Consider the following 21028-nt stretch of genomic DNA (forward strand, 5'->3'; position numbering starts at 1 on the left):
TATTGTTTGAATTGTGTTAGTGAGGTGATGATTTTGAAGGAACAGGAAATATATAAAAGTGTACTGAAAAGATTGGTTGATCAATCCGAATCCTTACAAATTGATGATGCAGAAGAACTTATTCAACGGCTAATTAAAGAATTAAACTATCATCAATTACCTAAACTGTAGTGGTAACTACCAACAATTGCTTAAGCGAAGCGTTGATGTATACCGAGTGCCTCGCCTCTGAAACCTAAACGTGAAATTTTCCGATGTCTAATTTAAATTTCCTGGGAAATAAAAACGAATATTGAAATGTTTAATAAACAATCCAAGCAATACGTTATATTTCATTTTCTATGTATTTAGTTTTTCCTTTTTCAATCATTACCTGATCACTAGATAAATCGACAATCCATTCACGGAAGTTATCTTCTTGATTGCTCCCAACAGCAATTGTCAGTATAACATTTTCAGTATAATCAATCTTTTCAAGGATGTAATCTGATGAGTTTCTTAGGTTATTTTCTAATTTTCCTAATAAAGAGTAGTCAGCTGTGACAATCATTTCTATCACCTGTTTGCGAATAACGATACCAGTTGTATCAATAGCTTGAGATGTGGCACTTGAATAGGCACGAATTAAGCCACCAGCTCCTAATTTTATCCCGCCAAAGTAACGCGTGATTACCACGGCAGTGTCTTTTAATTCTTTTTTCTTTAGCACTTCTAGGATTGGAACTCCAGCTGTACCAGTGGGCTCACCATCATCATTGGCTTTTTGAATTAGATCATGTTCTCCAATCATATAGGCAGAACAATTATGATTAGCATCGTGATGTTTTTTCTTTATTTCCTTAATGAATTCCTGGGCATCTTCTTCTGTCTCAACACGCTTCACATGACCGATAAAACGCGATTTCTGTATAACGATTTCATCTGTTCCTTCAAGATTGACTGTGTAATAGTGGCTTAACATTTTTAGCAGACCTCCTAGGAGATTATTATATAGAGAGAAAAGGTGTGCCGCAAATGTTAAGATGGCGTATAATTAAATTACATATAACTAATTAATAGACTCAAATAATAGACTTGCAGAATCACCCCCTAAAAACTGGGAATAACCACAATGACTTTTAGATGGGCGGAATATATTATGGTGAAAAAAACAGATGAGAAAGCATTAGATTTAATCATTAAGGAAATGGTAGAAGCAGTAGAAAATAGCAAGGATGAAATCTTTTACATAGGTGAAGAGTCGCGAAAAGAATATGAAAAATTACAAAACGAACTAAATCAAATAAAGAATGAAGTTGTAGTTGTAATCGATGAGGGTGATGAGCTAGATAAAAAGGTAAAATCATCTCGTATTCGCTTGTCTGAAGTTAGTAAGCATTTTAATGATTATTCTGAGGAACAGATTCGTGCTATCTATGATCAAACGCATAAAATGCAGACAGATTTAACCATGAAACGAGAAAAAGAAAAAAATCTCCGGGAAAAAAGAGATGAAATTGAACGTAGAATTAATGCACTAGGGCATACAGTCACCCGCGCGGAAGGGTTATCAGGTAAAATATCGATTGTGTTAAACTATTTAAATGAGGATTTCCGCCAGGTCAGCGAATTGATTCAAGATGCCCATGAAAAGCAAGAGTTTGGTCTGAAAATTATTGAAGCCCAGGAGGAAGAACGAAGGAGACTATCAAGGGAAATGCATGATGGTCCAGCTCAGATGTTAGCAAATATACTACTCCGTTCTGAGATAGTTGATCGTACGTTCCGAGAACGAGGTCCAGAAGAAGCTATTAAGGAGATTAAAAGTGTACGAACAATGGTTAGGTCTTCCCTTTATGAAGTACGTCGAATAATTTACGATCTTCGTCCGATGGCACTTGATGATTTAGGTTTGATTCCAACGATAAAAAAATATTTAGCTAATATTGAAGAATACGATCACATAAATATTGATTTTAATGCTTTAGGCAAGGAAAAGAGATTAAACACTAAATATGAAGTTGCCTTGTTTCGTCTCGTTCAAGAGTCAGTTCAAAATGCAGTCAAACATGCTGCAGCAACAAACATTGAAGTAAAGCTAGAAATGAAAAATAATATTGTTCTAATTATTATTAAAGATAATGGAAAAGGTTTTGATATAAATCAGAAAAAGGAGAAATCCTTTGGTTTATTGGGGATGAGAGAACGAGTAGAAATGCTTGATGGAAAGCTGACGATTAAATCCGAGTTAAAAAAAGGGACGAGTATTCTAATTCAAGTTCCATTAACTGAAAATTAAAGGATAAATACAACTTTTAGCGAATGATGTATAATAAAGAAAAATGGCGATTAGAAAACATTCAGGTCGTCGTACTATCAATCGATTAACAAAGTCTGATAATGTAAAACAGTTCATGTTTAAGGAGACTAAACAAATTCACATAAAGTATAGACCCGAAAAACAGAAAAGCATTGGTGTATAGGAGGAACAAAAATGACAACCCAAATAGTTTTAATTGATGATCACAAGTTGTTTCGAGAAGGAGTTAAACGGATTCTGGAATTCGAACAAGGCTTCGAAGTTGTTGCAGAAGGTGATGATGGTTCATCTGCATTAGGTCTAGTTGAAGAATTTAACCCAGATGTCGTGTTAATGGATATAAATATGCCTCATATTAATGGTGTGGAAGCAACAGCTGAATTAATAAAACACCATCCAAATGTGAACGTGATTATCTTATCTATCCACGATGATGAAAATTACGTTACTCATGCACTAAAATCCGGTGCTCAAGGCTATTTACTTAAAGAAATGGACTCGAATTCTTTAATTGAAGCAATTAAGGTAGTAAGTGACGGTGGATCGTACCTGCACCCGAAGGTTACCCATAACCTAGTGCAAGAGTATCGTCGCTTGTCTGAGGAAAATTCTAATAAACTATCGGAAAGAATGGTCGACTATCGTAAGCCACTTCATTTATTAACAAGACGTGAATGTGAAGTGTTACAACTACTAGCTGATGGAAAAAGTAATAGAGGCGTAGCGGAAACTCTCTTTATTAGTGAAAAAACAGTAAAAAATCATGTAAGTAATATTCTGCAAAAAATGAGTGTTAATGACCGTACACAGGCTGTCGTTTCAGCAATACGTAATGGCTGGGTAGAAGTATTATAGGTTAGAAGCTTTAGCAGCCTTCTATATTCCGAAAACTTTAATCCGGTGCTAGTTAGCGTCGGATTATCTTTTATTTTTTATCTATTAGGTGTCATCCACTTACGCTTGGCACCTAGCTACCCTAGGAGATGATAATTGAATATGAATGATTTATTTACTTCGGTTCGGTCTTTATTTACCCCCACTTATGACTGGATCCCAACCTCGAAAAATACTAATACCACTACTGATGACACTTTCTCCCTTCGTTTTTCAGGTAAGCTATTACTTCAATCTGAAATCCCTCTTGAACCATCTACCTTCACTCATTTAGTATCCATTAATTATCTGACACCAGTTATTGCAATTGAAAAAACCCCGTGGGGACATCGTTGCAGGCGATGTGGTGTCCACAAAAAGCGAATGCTAGCTTTCATGCCTTGTGCAAAGTGCGGAAAAACTCATTTGTATTGCCGAAACTGTATTGAAATGGGCCGAATAACTAGCTGTGAGCCTTTGTATTATTGGACAGGACCTTTGCCGAGTTGGACGAAGCAAGTTAAAGCCTGTCAATGGCAAGGAGAACTATCTCGCTATCAACAAACTGCTTCCGAGCAAATAGTCACTACAATGAAGCGTGGAAATGATGAACTATTAGTTTGGGCGGTGTGTGGAGCCGGAAAAACGGAGATGTTGTTTGACGGTATTGGCAAATCGATTGAAGAAGGAAAACGAGTTTGTTTAGCCACTCCAAGAACAGATGTTGTTCGAGAAATACTACCACGGTTTCGCTCTGCATTTCCTGATACGGATATTTCTGGACTGTACGGTGGTAGTGAGGACAAAGACGGAACAGGCCAGTTAGTTATTTCAACAACACACCAGCTATTCCGATTTGCTCATGCGTTTGATATCGTGATTATTGACGAGATTGATGCTTTTCCGTTCCATTCCGATCCGTCATTAATCTTTGCGGCTAACAGAGCGGCTAAACCGGACGCCGCACGGATTTACCTAACTGCTACCCCTAGACAAAAGCAACGACAACGAGTTGAATCCAAGAAACTTAATGCCGTTTTTGTTCCAGTCCGATTTCACGGTCATCCCTTGCCAGTCCCCACTCTACAAATGGATTTTCAATTAAAATCTTCACTTAAAAAATACAACCCTCCCAAAACATTTTTCACTTGGTATAAAAATCGGTCCAACCCTAAACGGCAATTATTAATATTTGTCCCAACAATTAAATTAGCTGAGGAAATGGTAGAGACACTCAGTTTCTCACTTAATCTAACTGAAAATAACCCGATATATCATGTTCATGCCTCTGATTCAAATCGCGAAGAAAGAGTTCAACAGTTTCGTGATAAGGAGTTCTCCATTTTAATTACGACAACAATCTTAGAGCGTGGTGTTACTTTTCCGTCTGTCGATGTTGTCGTTATCGATGCTGGACATTCTGTTTTTGATGAAGCGGCGCTTGTGCAGATTGCTGGACGGGCAGGAAGAAGTCCCAATGACCCAACGGGAGAAGTAATTTTTTTTCATGAAGGAAAAACGAATGCGATTGTTCAAGCTGTTAAGTCGATTAATCTAATGAACAAACGAGGGGGAAAGCTATAGTGTATTGCCTATGGTGTGATCAAGAAGTAATTCCTCAATTGAGTTGGACAAACCTTTTGTTACCGGAACGTACTCGCAACATTTGTGAAAGCTGTGAAAATGGATTTCTATTATTAAACGGGAAACATTGTCTAAAGTGCAGTAGACTATCCGATGAAACAATTTGTTCAGATTGTGTGAAATGGGAAAACGATCCCACATGGCAGGGTGTTCTTTCCTTTAATCAATCCGTCTACTCCTACAATCCAATGCTGCGTGACGTTGTAACCAAATGGAAGTACCGTGGTGATTATCTGTTGCGGGATATCTTTCAATATACGTTTAAGGATGTCTTTGATGACCGATTCGTAAAATGGGAAAAAGAAGCGATTATCGTTCCTATCCCATTAAGCGAAGAACGGATGCTAGAGCGAGGTTTTAATCAAGCAGAGTCATTAGCTCAGTTACTAAAGCTCCCTTACCAAAAACCATTAAGCCGGGTTCATGGGGAAAAACAATCGAAAAAGACGAGGAAAGAGAGGATTGATTCAAAAAATCCATTTGAGATTAAGGTACAGGTAAGCCATCCAGTAATTTTAATCGATGATATATATACGACTGGAATGACATTGCGCCATGCAGCTAAGCTACTGAAAAACCAAGGCTGCCCCGAGGTGTTTGCTTTCACACTGGCAAGGGGGTGATGTCTTTTTAAGGGTTGTCCCCAACGAAACACCGATATGCTATAATGATACCAAAATGGGTTGAGGAGGACTACTGATGGGTGAGTTAGCAAACTGTCCACGTTGTAATGATTTATTTGTAAAAGGGGTACGTGATTTTTGCCAGCAGTGTTTTAAAGAAGAGGAGCATGCATTTCAAACTGTTTATGACTTTATCAAGCAACGCAAAAACAGACAAGCTACCGTTCTTCAGATAGTTGATGCGACTGGTATTGATGAACAATTTATTTTGAAGTTCGTTAAAGAAAAACGTCTACGTGCTTCTCAGTTTCCAAACCTAAACTATCCATGTGAAAAGTGTGGAAAAGGAATTGATGAAGGGGTATTGTGTAAGGATTGTTCCTCCGAGTTAGTTGGCGACCTTCAAAAACAGGAGGAAATAGATCAGGTTGCAGAGAAAAATAAACAAAAAGAGTCACATACATATGTATCCTATAACAAATTTAAAAATAAATAGTTAAACATTTATAGGTTTTAACCGATATAAATAGTAGAGTAAAACGCGAATTTTTCTAGAAAGAGGTGATAGATCTTGAAAATACAAGGTCCAAATCATTCGAATTTTAATCCCTATCAAAAACAATTACAGAAGCAAGCTGATATGAAACAACAAGCAGCTAAAGCGGATCAACTTCAAATATCTGATCAAGCGAAACAGCTGCAGGGCAGTGATAAACCAAGCGATCTAAGACAAAAGCAAGTCGATCAGATAAAGCAATCTGTTCAATCTGGTGACTATAGCATTGACCCGAAAAAGACATCTCAGAAAATGTTAGAGTTTTGGAGCAACCAAGTATAAGGGGGACGTTATATGTCCATTCAATCGATTGTCGAAGTATTAACAACTATGACTCAACTTCACGACAGCTTATTTACGGTATCAAAAAATAAAACAGAAGCCTTGAAACAAGGAAATATGGAGCAACTCCAGGATTTATTAGTACAGGAACGAAAGCATGTGAAAGCCATTAATCAATTAGAAGTAAAGCGAATTGAAATGATTAATAAATGGTCTGAATCACAAGGATTGGATAATGATTCCATTACTGTTTCTGTCATGTTGGATAACTACCTTCAGGGCGTTGAAAAAGAATCTTTGGAAAAGGTTACAACAGTATTGGCAGAAACACTATTACAATTGAAGCAACAAGAAGAATTAAACAAGCAATTAACACAACAATCCCTTCAGTTCATCCAACTATCAATGGACATGATTGCCCCAACAATTAAAAATATAAACTACGGTAATAAAACAGAAAACCGAGCGGATCAAATAACTAAGCGTTCTGTATTCGATTCTAAGGCTTAAGAAAGGAGGTCACCCAGTATGACATCGACATTTCATGGATTAGAGGTTGCTAAAAGAGCGCTGAGTACACAACAAGCTGCTCTTTATACAACCTCGCATAATATTTCCAATGCGAATACAGAAGGCTACTCGAGACAGCGGGTTAATTTTGAACAGGTTTCGACCTTAACAGGCTCACGTAATACAGAGAGAGTTAATTCACAAATTGGTGGCGGCGTTCAAGCTGGATCAATCGAACGAATCAGAGATAAGTTTCTCGATGTACAGTATCGAAATGAAAATAGCAAATTGGGCTATTACCAATCACGGGCAGAAGCTATGAAGCAGATGGAAAGTATTATGAATGAACCATCTGAACAAGGCTTGTCCAAAACGATGGACCAGTTCTGGCAATCGTTGCAGGACTTATCTGTTAACCCGGAGGATTCTGGTGCGCGTTCGGTAGTAAAACAACGGGGAATAGCAGTAGCTGAGACTTTCAATTACTTATCCAATTCGCTTAACCAGATACGTGGTGATCTCAAAAATCAAACAGATATTACAGCAAAAGAAATCAATTCGATCGTTGATCAGATTAACAATATCAACAAACAAGTCGGTGAAATTGAGCCACATGGTCATGTTCCCAATGACCTTTATGATGAACGCGATCGCTTAGTGGACAGGCTTTCAAGTATTGCAAATATTAGCGTTAGCTATGAAAAAAGTAGTGGTCAACCAAGTGATATTGCAATGGGTAAAGCTACCATTAAATTAACTGGTAGTGGTGCTGAAAATGGTCTTACCCTAGTCGATGGGGTGGCAAGTACTGTGAATCATCTCCATGTTAGTTACGATGATGATAATAATATAGATAATTTTACCTTTTACAATCCTAGTGAATTAAGTGAAGGACAAGATCCGACTACACTAGCAGATACCCAAACAGTGGCCGGAAATTCGTTTGGTTCAAACGGAGAATTAAAAGCATTAATGGAAATGAATGGCTATGTTATTAGTGGAGGTCCAGATCCAGAGGTTGGTGGCTATTACAATCAGATGCTAGATGGTCTAGATGAAATGGCGACAGCATTTGTTAATGAATTTAATGAGATTCATAGGCAGGGTACAAACTTAGTTGATGATCAAGCCTATGACTTTTTCGAAATGGGTGCAACTGGGCGAGCGGCAGCATCCATCGAGGTTACGGATGATATAAAAAATGATACAGATAAAATTGCTGCTAGTGCTAATGGAGATAGTGGAGATGGTTCCAACGCAGTTCTCCTAGCAGAAGTAATGAATAATTTGGATGTAGGATTAGGAAACAAAACGTCAGTCAAAGGCTACTATCAATCGATGATAGGTGAAATGGGTGTTGTTACCCAGGAAGCAAACCGAATGGCCAGTAATTCTGGCGTCCTTCGTCAGCAGGTAGAGGAAAACCGATCATCGGTTAGTGCCGTATCACTTGATGAAGAAATGACGAACATGATTAAATTTCAACACGCCTATAATGCGGCGGCGAGAAATATGACGACGGTAGATGAAATGCTCGATCGAATTATTAATAATATGGGCTTAGTAGGAAGGTAGGTGACTAGACTATGCGTGTAACACAAAGTATGTTAACAAATAATATGTTGCGTAATTTAAGTAATAGTTACAATAACCTCGATAAATACATGGATCAGCTTTCAACAGGGAAAAAGATCAACAAACCATCAGATGATCCGGTTGTGGCGATGAAGGGAATGAACTACCGGTCGCAGGTGAGTAATGTTGAGCAATATCAACGTAACATCAGTGAAGTACATAACTGGATGGATAATTCGGATTCATCATTGGGTGAAGCAACACAAACCTTGCAACGTCTTCGTGAGTTGGCAGTTCAAGCAAGTAATGGTACTTATGAAAAAGGACAACGTGAAAATATAGCTGAAGAAGTTGATCAGTTAAAAGAACATTTGGTCGAAATTGCAAACACAAAAGTGAATAATAAGTATATTTTTAATGGTACTAGCACGACTGGAACTGAACAGGCTGATGGTAGTTATACAAAGCCAGTTACTGTTGATAACAACGGCATCGTTACAAATGTATCCGCAAACGGGGAAGCTGTGAATATTGAAGTAACTAATGGAACAAAGCTTCAGACGAATATCAATCCAGCTAATGTGTTTGGGACTCAATTGTTTGAGGACATTGAAGCCCTTTCAGTCGCTTTGAAATCTGACAATCCAGATGCAGGTATGCAAACGGCTATTACTAACATGGATACACATATTGATAACACTGTTAATGAACGTGCTGACCTGGGAGCTAGGATGAACCGATTAGAATTAATTGAGGATCGGCTTGCTAGTCAAGAAATAACAGCGACTCGTATGATGTCGGATAATGAGGACGCTAATATGGAAGAGGTTATTATTAAGTTAACAACACAAGAAAGTGTCCACCGTGCAGCACTAAGTTCTGGTTCTAGAGTTATTCAGCCAACATTGCTAGATTTCTTAAGATAGTAGCTAATAAGCACTTGTCACGTAGTTTGTGGCAAGGCTTTTTACTATATATGAAAATGATGAGGGGGATTTTCATGCAGTTCCCGCAAATAAGAATTCAATCACAAAATGCCCAAATCCAAATTAATCAGACTGCTGGTCAGCAAACCATTCAACAACCTAAAGCAATTCAATCAATCCAACAGCCAAACGCGGAACTAACGATAAATCACACACCTTCAAAATTATCGATTGATCAAACACAAGCGTGGGCTGACATGGATCTGAAATCTGTTTTTAGACGAATAGCCGAGGCTGCCCAAGACGGAAAACAAGCAGTCTACCAGGGAACAGCTCGTAGGATTAGACAGGGTACTGAGCTTATGAAAATTGAAAATGGAGGCAACCCTATAGCAAGACAAGCACAAGCGAATAGCGAGGGTGCTCCTAAACAATTTAACATTGGCTGGATTCCATCAGCTGGTTCAGTGAAAATAGACTACCAGCCATCCCAAGTAGATATACGGATAACACCAAGAAAACCAGTCATCAATACACAAGCACAAAAACCGATAACTAACTATCAACCCGGTTCTGTTGACATTAGTTTACATCAAAGAAATCAATTAAATATAGACTTTGTAAATCTTAAACATCATGGAATTAATTTTGAAATGACATTATAAGAGGGGTTGACATTTTGCACTTACATACTAAATATTTCGGTGAGATTAAAGTAAATCAACAAGATATAATCACGTTTCCACAGGGAGTGCCAGGCTTTCAAGATGAAAAGGAATTTGTATTGTTACCGTTAGAGGACAACCCTGTCTTTCAAGTTCTTCAATCGACAAATGAACAGGAACTCGCTTTTATCGTCGTTAATCCATTCCTATTTGTAAAGGATTATGAATTTGATATTGATGAAAACACAATAGAATCGCTAGATATTCAATCTGAAACCGATGTGCAGATATTATCGATTGTATCGCTCAGAGAACCTTTTGAGACTAGTACAGCTAATCTACAGGCACCTATTGTAATTAATCAAGTAAAAAAAATAGGGAAACAATATATTACGAATATTAAGAAATTCGCTACGAAAGAAGCTATCTTCACTCCACAACTAACCTCCCAGGTAAAGGAGGACTAAACATGTTAGTACTTACTAGGAAAATAAACGAAGCAATTAAAATAGGTGATGAAATCGAAGTGAAAGTGCTAGGGATAGATGGCGATCAAATTAAATTAGGCATCTCCGCACCAAAGCATGTCGACATTCACCGAATGGAAATTTACTTAGATATTCAAGAGCAGAACAGTGAAGCGGCAGGCGTTTCGACAGATTTAATCCATTTATTGAAAAATAATACAAAAAAAGATTAAACATTCTTATATTTCCTCCGATATTATAATTGTAAAGCTAAATGGTACTAAAGGCGGCCGACTTTAGTTCATCTAGTGTTAACCACAAGGATGTGGGAAAACGAAAATTCAAGGAGGAAATAACAAATGAGAATTAATCACAATATTGCCGCACTTAACACACATCGTCAGTTAGGGCAAGCGCAAAATGCTCAACAAAATTCAATGGAGAAATTATCTTCAGGTCTTCGTATCAATGGTGCAAAGGACGATGCAGCCGGTTTAGCTATTTCAGAAAAAATGCGTGCTCAGGTACGTGGGTTAGAGCAGGCTTCAACGAATGCTCAAGATGCAAATTCATTGATACAAACAGCTGAGGGCGCATTGAACGAATCACACAGTATCCTTCAACGTATGCGTGAACTTGCAACTCAGTCTGCTAACGATACCAATACTGGTAGCGATCGTAATGAAATCCAAAAAGAAGTTGATCAGTTATCTCAAGAACTTTCACGTATTGGTAACACTACTGAATTTAATACACAAAACCTTTTAAGTGGTAATTTTAAAGGTACATTCCAAATCGGCGCTAACGAAGGTCAAAACATCACGTTGGATATTAGTGATATGAGAGCATTAGATTTAGGTGTAGTTGGTGGTGCATCAACAACGATTGATCCTGCTACAGCGATTGCACATACTCAAATTGGTACTACTGATGATTTGGCTTCTACAAGTGGGACTTTTACAGTTGGACATGATGGTACTGATTATCAATTGAAAGATAGTGCTGGAAACGTAGTTGCTAAAGGAAGTGACGGTAAAACATTTACTGGTACTGGAACAGATCTTGATGGTTCAGCATTTGGTGATGACGAAATCACATTAACTGATACCGCTAAAATTGGTGGAGAAGTTGTACTTGCGTCAGGAGATGTTGACAAGTTTGATGCTCAAATAGATAACTCATTACTTCAATCAGGCACATATACAGCTACTACAACTGAATTAAAAGATGAAAAAGGAAATGTAATTGCAACGTCTACAAACGCAACGGATTATGCACTTTCTGATGGATCTGGAACGTTTTCATTTGGTGCTGCAATTGATGCAGATACAGAATTAAAAGTTGGTGGTATAGATGTTTCTACTCAAAAATCAGCTAATTCTGCTATTACGGATATCAACGATGCAATTGAAACAGTATCATCAGAACGTTCTAAACTTGGTGCTGTTCAAAACCGTTTAGACCACACAATTAACAACCTAGGAACATCTTCTGAAAACCTAACTGCAGCGGAATCTCGTATCCGTGACGTAGACATGGCGAAAGAAATGATGAACCAAACTAAGAATTCAATTCTTGCACAAGCAGCACAAGCAATGTTGGCTCAAGCGAATAGTGCGCCTCAGGGTGTATTGCAACTACTTCAATAACTATTCAAGGGCGTCTTATCCAGTAATGGATAAGAGAATAACTGGGTGAATTGCTGGAACTTCCTAAAGCTCCTTCAACCACAACGTAGCTGGAAACGGCAGGCGTGCGGTTCAAAAATGAAAGAGATAAATGGACAATCAGCAGCCAAGCTCCTGTGAGGAAACTCTGGAGAAGGTTCAACGACTAGAGAACTACGGTCTAAGGCGAAAGCTATGACTATGAATCTCGTAGGGTGATAGGTTTTTATCATTCGAAGTGCCCAGCCCCACATCGTTAGATGGGTGAAGATATAGTCTATTCTATGATCGAAAGACATAGTGGCAAAGCAAGCCAATCAACAACCACAAGGAGTACTACAGTTACTTCAATAAGTTTAATATTTAAATTTTTAAAGGTCACCTGGATTCCAGGTGACCTTTTTTCTTTAATTCAGCAATTTTGTACACAACGGACCAATATGACCGGTTAAGTTCATCTGCAATTTTTTGGTCAGTATATCCGTTGATTTTAAGCTCTGCTAGTTTCTTTATTTCTACAGGGGTATAATTCTTATTTCTTTCAGAGGAGGAGGCTATTACAGAATAATCAGGATGCTGTTGATTTAGTATTTTTGCTTCTAGTTGAAATCGATATTCCCAATTAGTTTTGTAATACATAGACATGCAATTTCTACATGCTTCCATAATGATTTTCAGGAAGTGTAAAGTGTCATTCATCTTACTAGTTCTTAAAATAAATCCATGTCCATCTTTTCTTTTTTGTAAACGAAGTTTTATCTTAAAGTGTTTATCAAAATGGCTAGATAAGATTACTAGGTCGTCGTAAGGATAATTTTGAAGATAAAGAGCTATGACTGGTGATAGATATATTTTTTGAGATTTGTGGTTGATTCTTTTGGAAACTAGTAAAGAACCATCATCCATGTATAGTGTAGCGACAAAATAAGGGGATAAACAATACAATAAAAGCTCTGGTGGGATACGTTTATTCCCGGAACTATTATAAAAGTATGCGTATAATTCAGTCATTATCGGTGATGACTTAGAAACTAATGTGTCTTTTTGTTTTCGGAAATAGAGAAATTCAGGAAAAAAATCAGACTTCCACTTACGGTACTCATATTGGTTTAAACTGAAGTGTTCTCGGTAGCTAACATTTTTTCTCCTTGAATTAGGATAAGCCTTAGTGATTTCACCATCACCCAAGATACTAGCAAATAAAATATTGATTTGAACGGGATCAAACTTTTTTATGAATAACATAATAATCACCCTTCTTATCAGGAACATTTGTTCCTATTATAACTTGTTTCTGTAGTATAGTAAAGCTTGACCATGTCTTTGGTGATAATAATTATTGTGGAGATAACACGAGGAAATTCCATTGTTATCCCTTTACTTGAATTGTGTAAGAAAACGATAATCGATTAAAGGGTACTGTTATAAAAAGAGAGTAGATACTCTTCAAATAGGAAGGAATTGTCTAAAAAGACCTTCTAGTAAAGAAGCCTCTAATCATGTGTTTAATCAAAATTCTTAAATCCCCTTTACTTATTCACCCAATCATCCGATATAAAAAGAAACAATAAAGAGGGGATGGCAAAAGCCATGAACGTTGGGGAAATAATTTCTGGATCCCAACTCCTGCAAAGAGCTGAAAACATCGAGTTTCCGACATCGGCAAGAGAAAGATCCGTTAATAACGAACCACTAGAGTTGTATCACAGTATTAAAAGTAACGATAGTCAGCAGAAAGATGTTGCTAATGAACCAAATAAAAAAGAGGCAAAGACTTTAGTAGAAAGCTTGAACAAGTTTTTAGAGCCAACCTATACTAATCTGAAATTCGAATTTCATGAAAAGCTTGAAAAGTACTATGTTACAGTAGTAGACCCGACAACTAAAGAAATTATTAAAGAAATTCCACCAAAGAAGCTGCTAGATGTTTATGCTTCTATGGCTGAATTAATGGGATTTATTGTAGATGAAAAAGTTTAGAAGAAAGGAGCATCAATATGGCTTATAGTGTAAATACTTCAAATCGTATATCTGGACTGGCTTCTGGTATGGATACCGATACTATGGTTAAACAATTGATGGCTGCAGAACGGATGCCACTTGACAAATTAGAACAAGATAAAACTTGGACAACTTGGCAAAGGGATTCGTTCCGCGATGTCAACAAACTTCTTTATGATTTAGATAGTAAAATATTAGATATGAAAATGCAAAGAACGTATAGCTCAAAAACGACAAATTCATCGAGTAACTCTGTAAGCGCGACAGCTACAGCCAATGCTTCAAATGGAAGCTACTCTGTTCAAGTCAATCAATTAGCATCTTCCGCAATTAATGTAGGAAGTGACTTGGGCTTAACTGCAGACGGTAAAAAGATTGATCCTGCAAAAAGTTTATCAAGTCAGTTTTCCAATGTTACTGTCCCGAGTTCATTCGAATTCTCTGTGTACAATGAGGATGGAAAGAGCGACCCTTTTACAATTAATATCGTACAGGGGGATACACTAAATAGTGTATTAAAAAAAATAACAAATAGTGGTGCAGATGTTCGTGCCTTTTATGACTCTACTGCTAATAAAGTAGTTATGGAGCGAACAAAAACTGGTAATTTTAATACTAGTGCTGCAACGGATACAACTGCGGATAGTGGTCATGAAATTATTTTTGGAACTGGTTTTCTAACTGATACTTTGAAGTTAACCCAAAATGAAGAAAAAGACGGAAAAAATGCAGACTTTTTATACAATGGAAAGTTAACCGTTACTCCGACTACTAATTCTTATACAATAAACGACATAACATTTAACTTTAATGAATTGGGTACTTCTACTGTAACTGTCAGAAATGATATAGATGCTTCTTATGATAAAATTATGGCGTTTGTTGATCAATATAATGAAACACTCGAAAAAGTAAATGGTTATCTAAACGAAGAGCGTTTTCGAACTTACAAACCGTTGACCGATGAGCAAAAAAAAGAATTGTCTGAAGATGAAATAGAACGATGGGAAGAAAAAGCCAAAAGTGGAACACTAAAAGGTGAAAGTATTTTATCTTCCGGTCTAAGTTCAATGAGACAAAACTGGTATGGGGAAGTTGATAACACTAGTAGCTTTACTCATTTGACTCATATTGGTATAAAAACTTCTTCAAACTATATGGAACGAGGAAAATTAGAAGTTGATCCGGACAAATTAAAAAAGGCTTTAAGAGAAGACCCTCAGTCCGTTCATCAGCTATTTTCAAATGATGTTAAGGGTTCTGGTCGTGGGATTATCAATCGTCTAGAGGATTCAATTGAATCTACGATGAAAAATATTGAATCCCGAGCAGGAAAAACTAGTTCTGTTCAGAATCAATATACTCTAGGAAGAAACTTAGATAATTTGGACGATCGTATTTCAGCTTTTGAAGATCGTTTAGTACGGATAGAGAATCGTTACTGGAGACAGTTTACTGAAATGGAAAAAGCAATTCAGCAAATGAATAATCAATCCAACTATTTAATGCAACAATTTAGTTATTAATGATATATGCAGGGAGTGTTCAATTCTATGTCACAACAACAGTTTCAAGTATATAAAAACAATTCAGTATCAACCGCTTCGCCTGGTGAACTAACATTAATGCTTTACAACGGTTGTCTGAAGTTTATCAAGATTGCTAAACGCGGTATGGAAGAAAAAAATTACGAACAAAAAAACACAAACATTCAAAAGACACAAAGAATCATTCAAGAGTTAATGGTGACACTTGATCAGGATTCAGCTGTTGCTAAAGAAATGATGCCGTTATACGACTATATAAACCGCCAACTAATGGATGCCAATATCAAGAATGATCAAGCAATGTTAGATGAAGTAGCTGAACTCGTTACAGAGTTCCGTGATACATGGAAAGAAGTTATCAAACTGAATCGTCAGCAACAGTATGGAAAAGGTGCTAATTTCTAATGGATCGAATGGATCGTTTATCCGAAATTACGAATGAGTTACATCAAGTAGTCACTCATAGTATTACTAGTGAAAATAGACAAGAAACTATTGACGAAATAAGTGACTTATTAGAAAAACGCCAGCAACTTCTTGAGGAAATAAAGCCACCTTATACGGAAAAAGAAAAAGAAGTTGGTCAAAGTTTGCTACCGAAAAATCAAGAAATTCAAGTGAGACTAGAATCTATTTTTACTCAAGTGAAAAATGACATGGGAGCTTTGAAAAAGAAAAAGAGCTCTAATACAAAATATACCAATCCATACCAGAATCTATCGAACTTCGATGGGATGTTTCTAGATCATAAGAAGTAGGTGATTGCTTGCAAGAATTAACAGACGCACAACGTCAAATGTTAAGAGATTATAAGGACCTTCTATCAGTAATGAGCGAAGGTTTTGATTATTTAAATACAGACTATAATGAAGAGGCTCATTTACATACAGTACGAGTGTTTAAAGATTTGTTAGCTGCTTTTGAGCAGTTGAACAACTGTCACCAGCAAATGCTAGTTATCTTTTCAGAAGAGGAACTATTAATCGATTTGCTAGACGAATTTAAGGAAATAATTAAGGACTTCTCGGAATGTTTTGAAGCTACTTCAGATGAAGAAAAAAAAGAACTTGTAACAAGGAAGGTTATTCCAGCATTTGAAAGCTGGAAAATACAAATGGAAGAATTCATTTCTCCATATATTTCCCATTAAGAATACTCTACTAAAAAAATCAAAATAGGTAATTTTCCTATTTATTAAATTTTTTTTAGTAGAGTTTTTTATAGATTCCGCTATTCAACTAGGAGTCCAAAATACCTCTATGAAGGAAGTTTAGTTTTTAAACTATAAAGTTTCTAACAAGTTTGTGTCAAAATTACTGACAATCTATAAAAATTATCTTGTTTAAGCAGGAATTAGACAGGGTATCCTAGAATAGTAAGTATATAAAGACATAAAGGAGGACACTTTCCATGAAATATAACATCCGTGGTGAAAATGTTGAGGTAACTGGGTCAATCAAGGAGTACGTTGAAAAGAAAATAGGTAAGCTAGAACGATACTTTGATACTCCCCCAACATCAGATGTAAACGTAAATATAAGTGTCTATAATGATGAACAGCAAATTGAAGTAACAATTCCAATGACTAATTTACTACTTAGAGCAGAGGAAAACCATGTAGATTTATACGCTGCCATCGATCTTGTGGTCGATAAGTTAGAACGCCAAATTCGTAAATATAAAACTAAAGTAAATCGTAAGTTCCGTCAAAAGGGCGCTCCGAAGCATGTATTTGCAGAATTAGAGCGTGAACGAGAAGAATTAGCTGTACAGGAATTGGACGCAGAAGAAGAGTTAGAGATTGTACGTACGAAGCGATTTGATTTAAAACCTATGGATTCCGAAGAAGCAGTCTTGCAAATGGATATGTTAGGTCACGCATTCTACGTCTTTACAAATGCTATTTCTGGCGACACAAATGTTGTTTATCGTCGTAGAGATGGTCGCTATGGTCTAATAGAGCCTAGTTAATTAATAAAAATAGTTATAGAGGTGGTTCCGTTAATTCGGGATCATCTCTATTTATTTTGGCAATATTATCATGTATAGAATTTGCTTATTATACTCCCTATTTGTCATTCTAGTTTTCTAATAAATCACCTAATTTCGATGCTGACACCTAAAGTGTCGGATAATGTCGAAACATTATTGTTTTTCTGCCATTTTTGCATTATCAACTTGTGAAAACCGTAGTTTAAAGACAGATTAAGTTAATTTAGATTGAAAATAGAAGAAAAATGGAGAAAAACAACATTATTAGCTATCCATTTTTCAAAAATGGAAGTTAGACCGATTATTGCCCTTATGCTATAACTAATTTAACAGCTGCAAAGGGGGCGTATCCTAATGACTAATGACTGTGGTAAATGTAAATCTATCTATCAAAAACTTGAACAACATGAGCAAACGATAACACAATTATTAGCTATTATTGCTGTTACTAATAAGAAGTTAATTGAATTAAATTTCCGGCAAAATAGTTATGAGCTTATGCATTTCCCCAACCAACGCTCAACCTCCACTAATTTTGCTTTAGAAGTAACCTCGCAAACCTCGAATACGCCCAAACATGATGAGTAGCAACTCCCCAGGCTGCTCATTTTGTCTTTAGTTAGTCATTGTATAAATTAATGTAAAAAGGCACTTCCACATTCATCGGTTTTAATTAAAAGATAGTGTGGTAATCCTAGACTAATGTAAGTTTTGCTAATAATAGGCCCTATCTTGTCATAGGTATGTGCTAGTGTTATTATTAGGTTTGGATAAAACTATAAATGTATGAATAAATAAAATAAATAATTAATGACTTTTTATATGCAGAGGAGCGTTTAACATGCGTGGATTACTAACAAAAGTTTTTGGGGATGGTAACCAACGTCAATTAAATCGTCTACAGAATTATGTTGATGAAATTGAAGCGCTGGAGCCGGAATATGAGAAATTGTCTGATGATGGATTAAGACAAAAAACAGAAGAGTTTAAAAAACGTTATGAAAATGGCGAAAAGCTTGATGATCTTATGATAGAGACCTATGCAGTCGTTCGCGAGGGTGCAAAAAGGGTACTGAAGATGCGCCCATTTCCTGTTCAGTTACAAGGTGCAGTCTCCTTACATGAAGGTGACATTGCAGAGATGAAAACTGGTGAAGGTAAAACGCTTGCATCAACCATGCCTGCCTATTTAAATGCAATCACAGGTAAGGGTGTTCATATCATAACGGTTAACGAATACTTAGCTGACCGTGATGCTAAAGATATGGGACAGTTGTTTGAATTTCTTGGTCTTACCGTTGGAATAAATGGTAATGGAATGACTAAGGAAGAAAAACGTGCCGCTTATTTGGCCGATATAACTTATGGTACTAATAATGAATTTGGCTTTGATTACCTTCGTGACAATATGGTTCTATACAAGGAACAAATGGTTCAACGGCCATTGCATTTTGCGATTATTGATGAGGTAGACTCTATTCTTATTGATGAAGCGAGAACACCTTTAATTATATCTGGTTCGGCACAAAAGTCGGCCAATATGTATCAACAAGCAAATTCGTTTGTTTTTACGTTAAAAAATGAAGAAGACTATACCTATGATGAAAAAACGAAGGGTGTTCAATTAACTGAAGAAGGAATTAATAAGGCAGAGCGTTTCTTCGGGATCGAAAACCTTTTTGATTTAAATAACGTTACGTTAACTCACCATATTAATCAAGCATTGAAAGCACATGTTTCGATGCACAGAGATACAGATTATGTTGTTGAGGAAAATGAAGTTGTTATTGTTGACCAATTTACTGGTCGTCTGATGAAAGGGCGTCGTTATAGTGATGGATTGCATCAAGCAATCGAAGCAAAAGAAGGCTTGCAAATCCAAAACGAGAGTATGACACTAGCATCAATCACGTTCCAAAACTTTTTCCGTATGTATGAAAAGCTTGCTGGTATGACTGGTACCGCGAAAACTGAGGCAGAGGAATTCCGTAACATCTATAATATGGATGTTATTGCAATTCCAACAAACCAACCAATCGTTCGTAATGATAAAGCCGACTTGATCTATAAATCAGTCGAAGGTAAGTTTCGAGCAGTAGTTGAAGAAATAAGAGAGCGAAACAAAGCTGGACAGCCTGTACTTGTTGGTACTGTAGCAGTAGAAACATCTGAAATAATTTCTAATCTGTTGAAAAAAGCTGGTGTTAAACATAACGTGTTGAATGCCAAAAACCACTTCCGTGAAGCAGAAATTATTGAAAATGCAGGTCAGCGTGGGGCGGTTACGATCGCTACTAACATGGCTGGTCGTGGTACTGACATTAAACTTGGTGAAGGTGTTGTTGATCTTGGTGGTTTATCGGTAGTTGGTACGGAACGCCACGAATCACGTCGTATTGATAATCAGCTACGGGGTCGTTCTGGTCGTCAGGGTGATCCAGGTATTACTCAGTTCTACCTATCGATGGAAGACGAACTAATGCGCCGCTTTGGATCAGACAACATGCGAGCAATGATGGAAAAACTGGGAATGGACGATACTCAACCAATTGAGAGTAAAATGGTTTCTCGTGCAGTAGAATCTGCTCAAAAGCGTGTTGAGGGTAACAACTTTGATGCACGTAAGACAATTCTTTCTTATGATGATGTCCTACGTGAACAACGTGAAATCATATATCGACAACGGTTTGACGTTATTGACTCTGAAAACCTTCGTGACATCATTGAACAAATGATTCGAACTACTGTTGAAAAAACAGTCGAAAGCCATACGCAGGATGAAATGGAAGAAAAGTGGAACACTCCTGCTATTATAGAGTTTCTATACGCAAACCTATTAGAGCCAACATATATTGTAGAAGAAGACTTAAAGGGCAAAGAACCCGATGAAATTGTTGACACTATTATGGAACGTGTCATTAAGAAATATGATGAAAAAGAAGAAGAACTTACTTCAGAACAAATGCGTGAGTTTGAAAAGGTTATTCTACTACGTACAGTTGATACAAAGTGGATGGACCATATTGATCAGATGGATCAGCTACGACAAGGGATTCATTTACGTGCATATGGACAAAATGATCCGTTACGTGAATACCAAATGGAAGGCTTCGCGATGTTTGAACAAATGGTTGAGGCAATTAACGAAGATGTTGCCAGATATGTAATGAAAGCTCAAATTCGTGAAAACTTGAAGCGCCAGGAAGTTGTTAAGGATGCTAAAGCCGTTTCAGGTAATCAAGAAAAGCAGAAGGTGAAACGTCCATTTGTTAAGTCAGAAGATGTTGGACGAAATGACCCTTGCCCGTGTGGTAGTGGTAAGAAATACAAGCACTGTCACGGAGCTTAAAAAGGGTTGTAAATAGGGAGACACTTCCTACTCGTAGGAGGTGTTTTCTTCT

General features: G+C 36.9%; 24 protein-coding genes. 22 read left to right on the top strand and 2 right to left on the bottom strand.

The window, feature by feature from the left end; translation table 11 throughout:
• The first annotated feature begins 33 nt into the window (after nucleotides 1-33).
• On the top strand, nucleotides 34-171 hold the full coding sequence (locus tag GH741_RS04650; RefSeq protein WP_170287561.1) for a hypothetical protein: 138 nt from the start codon (nucleotides 34-36) through the stop codon (nucleotides 169-171).
• A 154-nt stretch (nucleotides 172-325) separates the two neighbouring features.
• Here GH741_RS04650 and GH741_RS04655 read toward each other — a convergent pair whose 3' ends face one another.
• Nucleotides 326-961, bottom strand: a complete 636-nt coding sequence (locus GH741_RS04655; protein ID WP_153735623.1) for a YigZ family protein — start codon at nucleotides 959-961, stop codon at nucleotides 326-328.
• A 177-nt stretch (nucleotides 962-1138) separates the two neighbouring features.
• On the opposite strand from GH741_RS04655, the gene GH741_RS04660 reads away from it, so the two are divergent.
• The 13 genes from GH741_RS04660 (at nucleotide 1139) to GH741_RS04720 (ending at nucleotide 12069) form a co-directional block, all read left to right on the top strand.
• Nucleotides 1139-2278, top strand: a complete 1140-nt coding sequence (locus tag GH741_RS04660; protein ID WP_153735766.1) for a sensor histidine kinase — start codon at nucleotides 1139-1141, stop codon at nucleotides 2276-2278.
• 195 nt (nucleotides 2279-2473) lie between these two features.
• Nucleotides 2474-3154 carry a response regulator gene (locus GH741_RS04665; RefSeq protein WP_153735624.1) on the top strand — a complete coding sequence of 227 codons (681 nt, stop codon included), beginning with the start codon at nucleotides 2474-2476 and terminating at the stop codon, nucleotides 3152-3154.
• A gap of 141 nt (nucleotides 3155-3295) precedes the next feature.
• Nucleotides 3296-4756: an ATP-dependent helicase ComFA gene (locus GH741_RS04670; protein ID WP_153735767.1), complete on the top strand. Its 1461-nt coding sequence runs from the start codon at nucleotides 3296-3298 to the stop codon at nucleotides 4754-4756.
• Complete coding sequence (locus GH741_RS04675) at nucleotides 4756-5439, top strand: ComF family protein (protein ID WP_338079243.1); 684 nt, start codon at nucleotides 4756-4758, stop codon at nucleotides 5437-5439. Before GH741_RS04670 ends, GH741_RS04675 begins: the two co-directional genes overlap by 1 nt.
• 76 nt (nucleotides 5440-5515) lie before the next feature.
• Nucleotides 5516-5935, top strand: a complete 420-nt coding sequence (locus GH741_RS04680; RefSeq protein WP_153735625.1) for a TIGR03826 family flagellar region protein — start codon at nucleotides 5516-5518, stop codon at nucleotides 5933-5935.
• Between the two features lie 75 nt (nucleotides 5936-6010).
• The gene (flgM, locus tag GH741_RS04685) at nucleotides 6011-6277 is read left to right on the top strand and encodes a flagellar biosynthesis anti-sigma factor FlgM (protein WP_153735626.1); all 267 of its coding nucleotides are present in this window, start codon (nucleotides 6011-6013) and stop codon (nucleotides 6275-6277) included.
• A 12-nt stretch (nucleotides 6278-6289) separates the two neighbouring features.
• Nucleotides 6290-6787 carry a flagellar protein FlgN gene (locus tag GH741_RS04690; protein ID WP_153735627.1) on the top strand — a complete coding sequence of 166 codons (498 nt, stop codon included), beginning with the start codon at nucleotides 6290-6292 and terminating at the stop codon, nucleotides 6785-6787.
• Nucleotides 6788-6805: 18 nt separating this feature from the next.
• Nucleotides 6806-8362: a flagellar hook-associated protein FlgK gene (flgK, locus tag GH741_RS04695; protein WP_153735628.1), complete on the top strand. Its 1557-nt coding sequence runs from the start codon at nucleotides 6806-6808 to the stop codon at nucleotides 8360-8362.
• Between the two features lie 11 nt (nucleotides 8363-8373).
• Nucleotides 8374-9288 carry a flagellar hook-associated protein FlgL gene (gene flgL / locus GH741_RS04700; RefSeq protein ID WP_153735629.1) on the top strand — a complete coding sequence of 305 codons (915 nt, stop codon included), beginning with the start codon at nucleotides 8374-8376 and terminating at the stop codon, nucleotides 9286-9288.
• A gap of 74 nt (nucleotides 9289-9362) precedes the next feature.
• Nucleotides 9363-9953, top strand: coding sequence for a DUF6470 family protein (locus GH741_RS04705; RefSeq protein WP_153735630.1), 591 nt, complete (start codon nucleotides 9363-9365; stop codon nucleotides 9951-9953).
• A 14-nt stretch (nucleotides 9954-9967) separates the two neighbouring features.
• The gene (fliW, locus tag GH741_RS04710) at nucleotides 9968-10420 is read left to right on the top strand and encodes a flagellar assembly protein FliW (RefSeq protein ID WP_153735631.1); all 453 of its coding nucleotides are present in this window, start codon (nucleotides 9968-9970) and stop codon (nucleotides 10418-10420) included.
• 2 nt (nucleotides 10421-10422) lie between these two features.
• A complete protein-coding gene (gene csrA / locus GH741_RS04715; RefSeq protein ID WP_153735632.1) occupies nucleotides 10423-10653 on the top strand; it encodes a carbon storage regulator CsrA in 231 nt (76 codons plus the stop codon).
• 126 nt (nucleotides 10654-10779) lie between these two features.
• On the top strand, nucleotides 10780-12069 hold the full coding sequence (locus GH741_RS04720) for a flagellin N-terminal helical domain-containing protein (RefSeq protein WP_153735633.1): 1290 nt from the start codon (nucleotides 10780-10782) through the stop codon (nucleotides 12067-12069).
• Between the two features lie 396 nt (nucleotides 12070-12465).
• Here the strand turns inward: GH741_RS04720 and GH741_RS04725 are convergent, their stop codons facing one another.
• The gene (locus GH741_RS04725) at nucleotides 12466-13332 is read right to left on the bottom strand and encodes a DNA endonuclease (RefSeq protein ID WP_153735634.1); all 867 of its coding nucleotides are present in this window, start codon (nucleotides 13330-13332) and stop codon (nucleotides 12466-12468) included.
• Nucleotides 13333-13665: 333 nt separating this feature from the next.
• Between GH741_RS04725 and flaG the strand changes: the two genes are divergently transcribed.
• The 8 genes from flaG to secA all read left to right on the top strand — a co-directional run bounded on the left by flaG (nucleotide 13666) and on the right by secA (nucleotide 20976).
• On the top strand, nucleotides 13666-14067 hold the full coding sequence (gene flaG / locus GH741_RS04730) for a flagellar protein FlaG (protein ID WP_240795417.1): 402 nt from the start codon (nucleotides 13666-13668) through the stop codon (nucleotides 14065-14067).
• A gap of 17 nt (nucleotides 14068-14084) precedes the next feature.
• Nucleotides 14085-15614 carry a flagellar hook-associated protein 2 gene (locus GH741_RS04735; RefSeq protein WP_153735635.1) on the top strand — a complete coding sequence of 510 codons (1530 nt, stop codon included), beginning with the start codon at nucleotides 14085-14087 and terminating at the stop codon, nucleotides 15612-15614.
• A gap of 27 nt (nucleotides 15615-15641) precedes the next feature.
• On the top strand, nucleotides 15642-16040 hold the full coding sequence (gene fliS, locus GH741_RS04740; protein ID WP_153735636.1) for a flagellar export chaperone FliS: 399 nt from the start codon (nucleotides 15642-15644) through the stop codon (nucleotides 16038-16040).
• Complete coding sequence (fliT, locus tag GH741_RS04745; protein ID WP_170287563.1) at nucleotides 16040-16393, top strand: flagellar protein FliT; 354 nt, start codon at nucleotides 16040-16042, stop codon at nucleotides 16391-16393. Before fliS ends, fliT begins: the two co-directional genes overlap by 1 nt.
• 8 nt (nucleotides 16394-16401) lie before the next feature.
• Nucleotides 16402-16785, top strand: coding sequence for a DUF8042 domain-containing protein (locus tag GH741_RS04750; protein WP_153735638.1), 384 nt, complete (start codon nucleotides 16402-16404; stop codon nucleotides 16783-16785).
• Between the two features lie 260 nt (nucleotides 16786-17045).
• Nucleotides 17046-17606, top strand: a complete 561-nt coding sequence (hpf, locus tag GH741_RS04755; protein WP_153735639.1) for a ribosome hibernation-promoting factor, HPF/YfiA family — start codon at nucleotides 17046-17048, stop codon at nucleotides 17604-17606.
• Between the two features lie 375 nt (nucleotides 17607-17981).
• Nucleotides 17982-18215, top strand: coding sequence for a hypothetical protein (locus GH741_RS04760; protein WP_153735640.1), 234 nt, complete (start codon nucleotides 17982-17984; stop codon nucleotides 18213-18215).
• A gap of 253 nt (nucleotides 18216-18468) precedes the next feature.
• Entirely contained in the window at nucleotides 18469-20976 is a 2508-nt protein-coding gene (gene secA, locus GH741_RS04765; protein ID WP_153735641.1) for a preprotein translocase subunit SecA, read from the top strand.
• The last annotated feature ends 52 nt before the right edge of the window (nucleotides 20977-21028 follow it).

Source organism: Aquibacillus halophilus (genome assembly GCF_009649745.1).
Classification (GTDB): domain Bacteria; phylum Bacillota; class Bacilli; order Bacillales; family Amphibacillaceae; genus Aquibacillus; species Aquibacillus halophilus.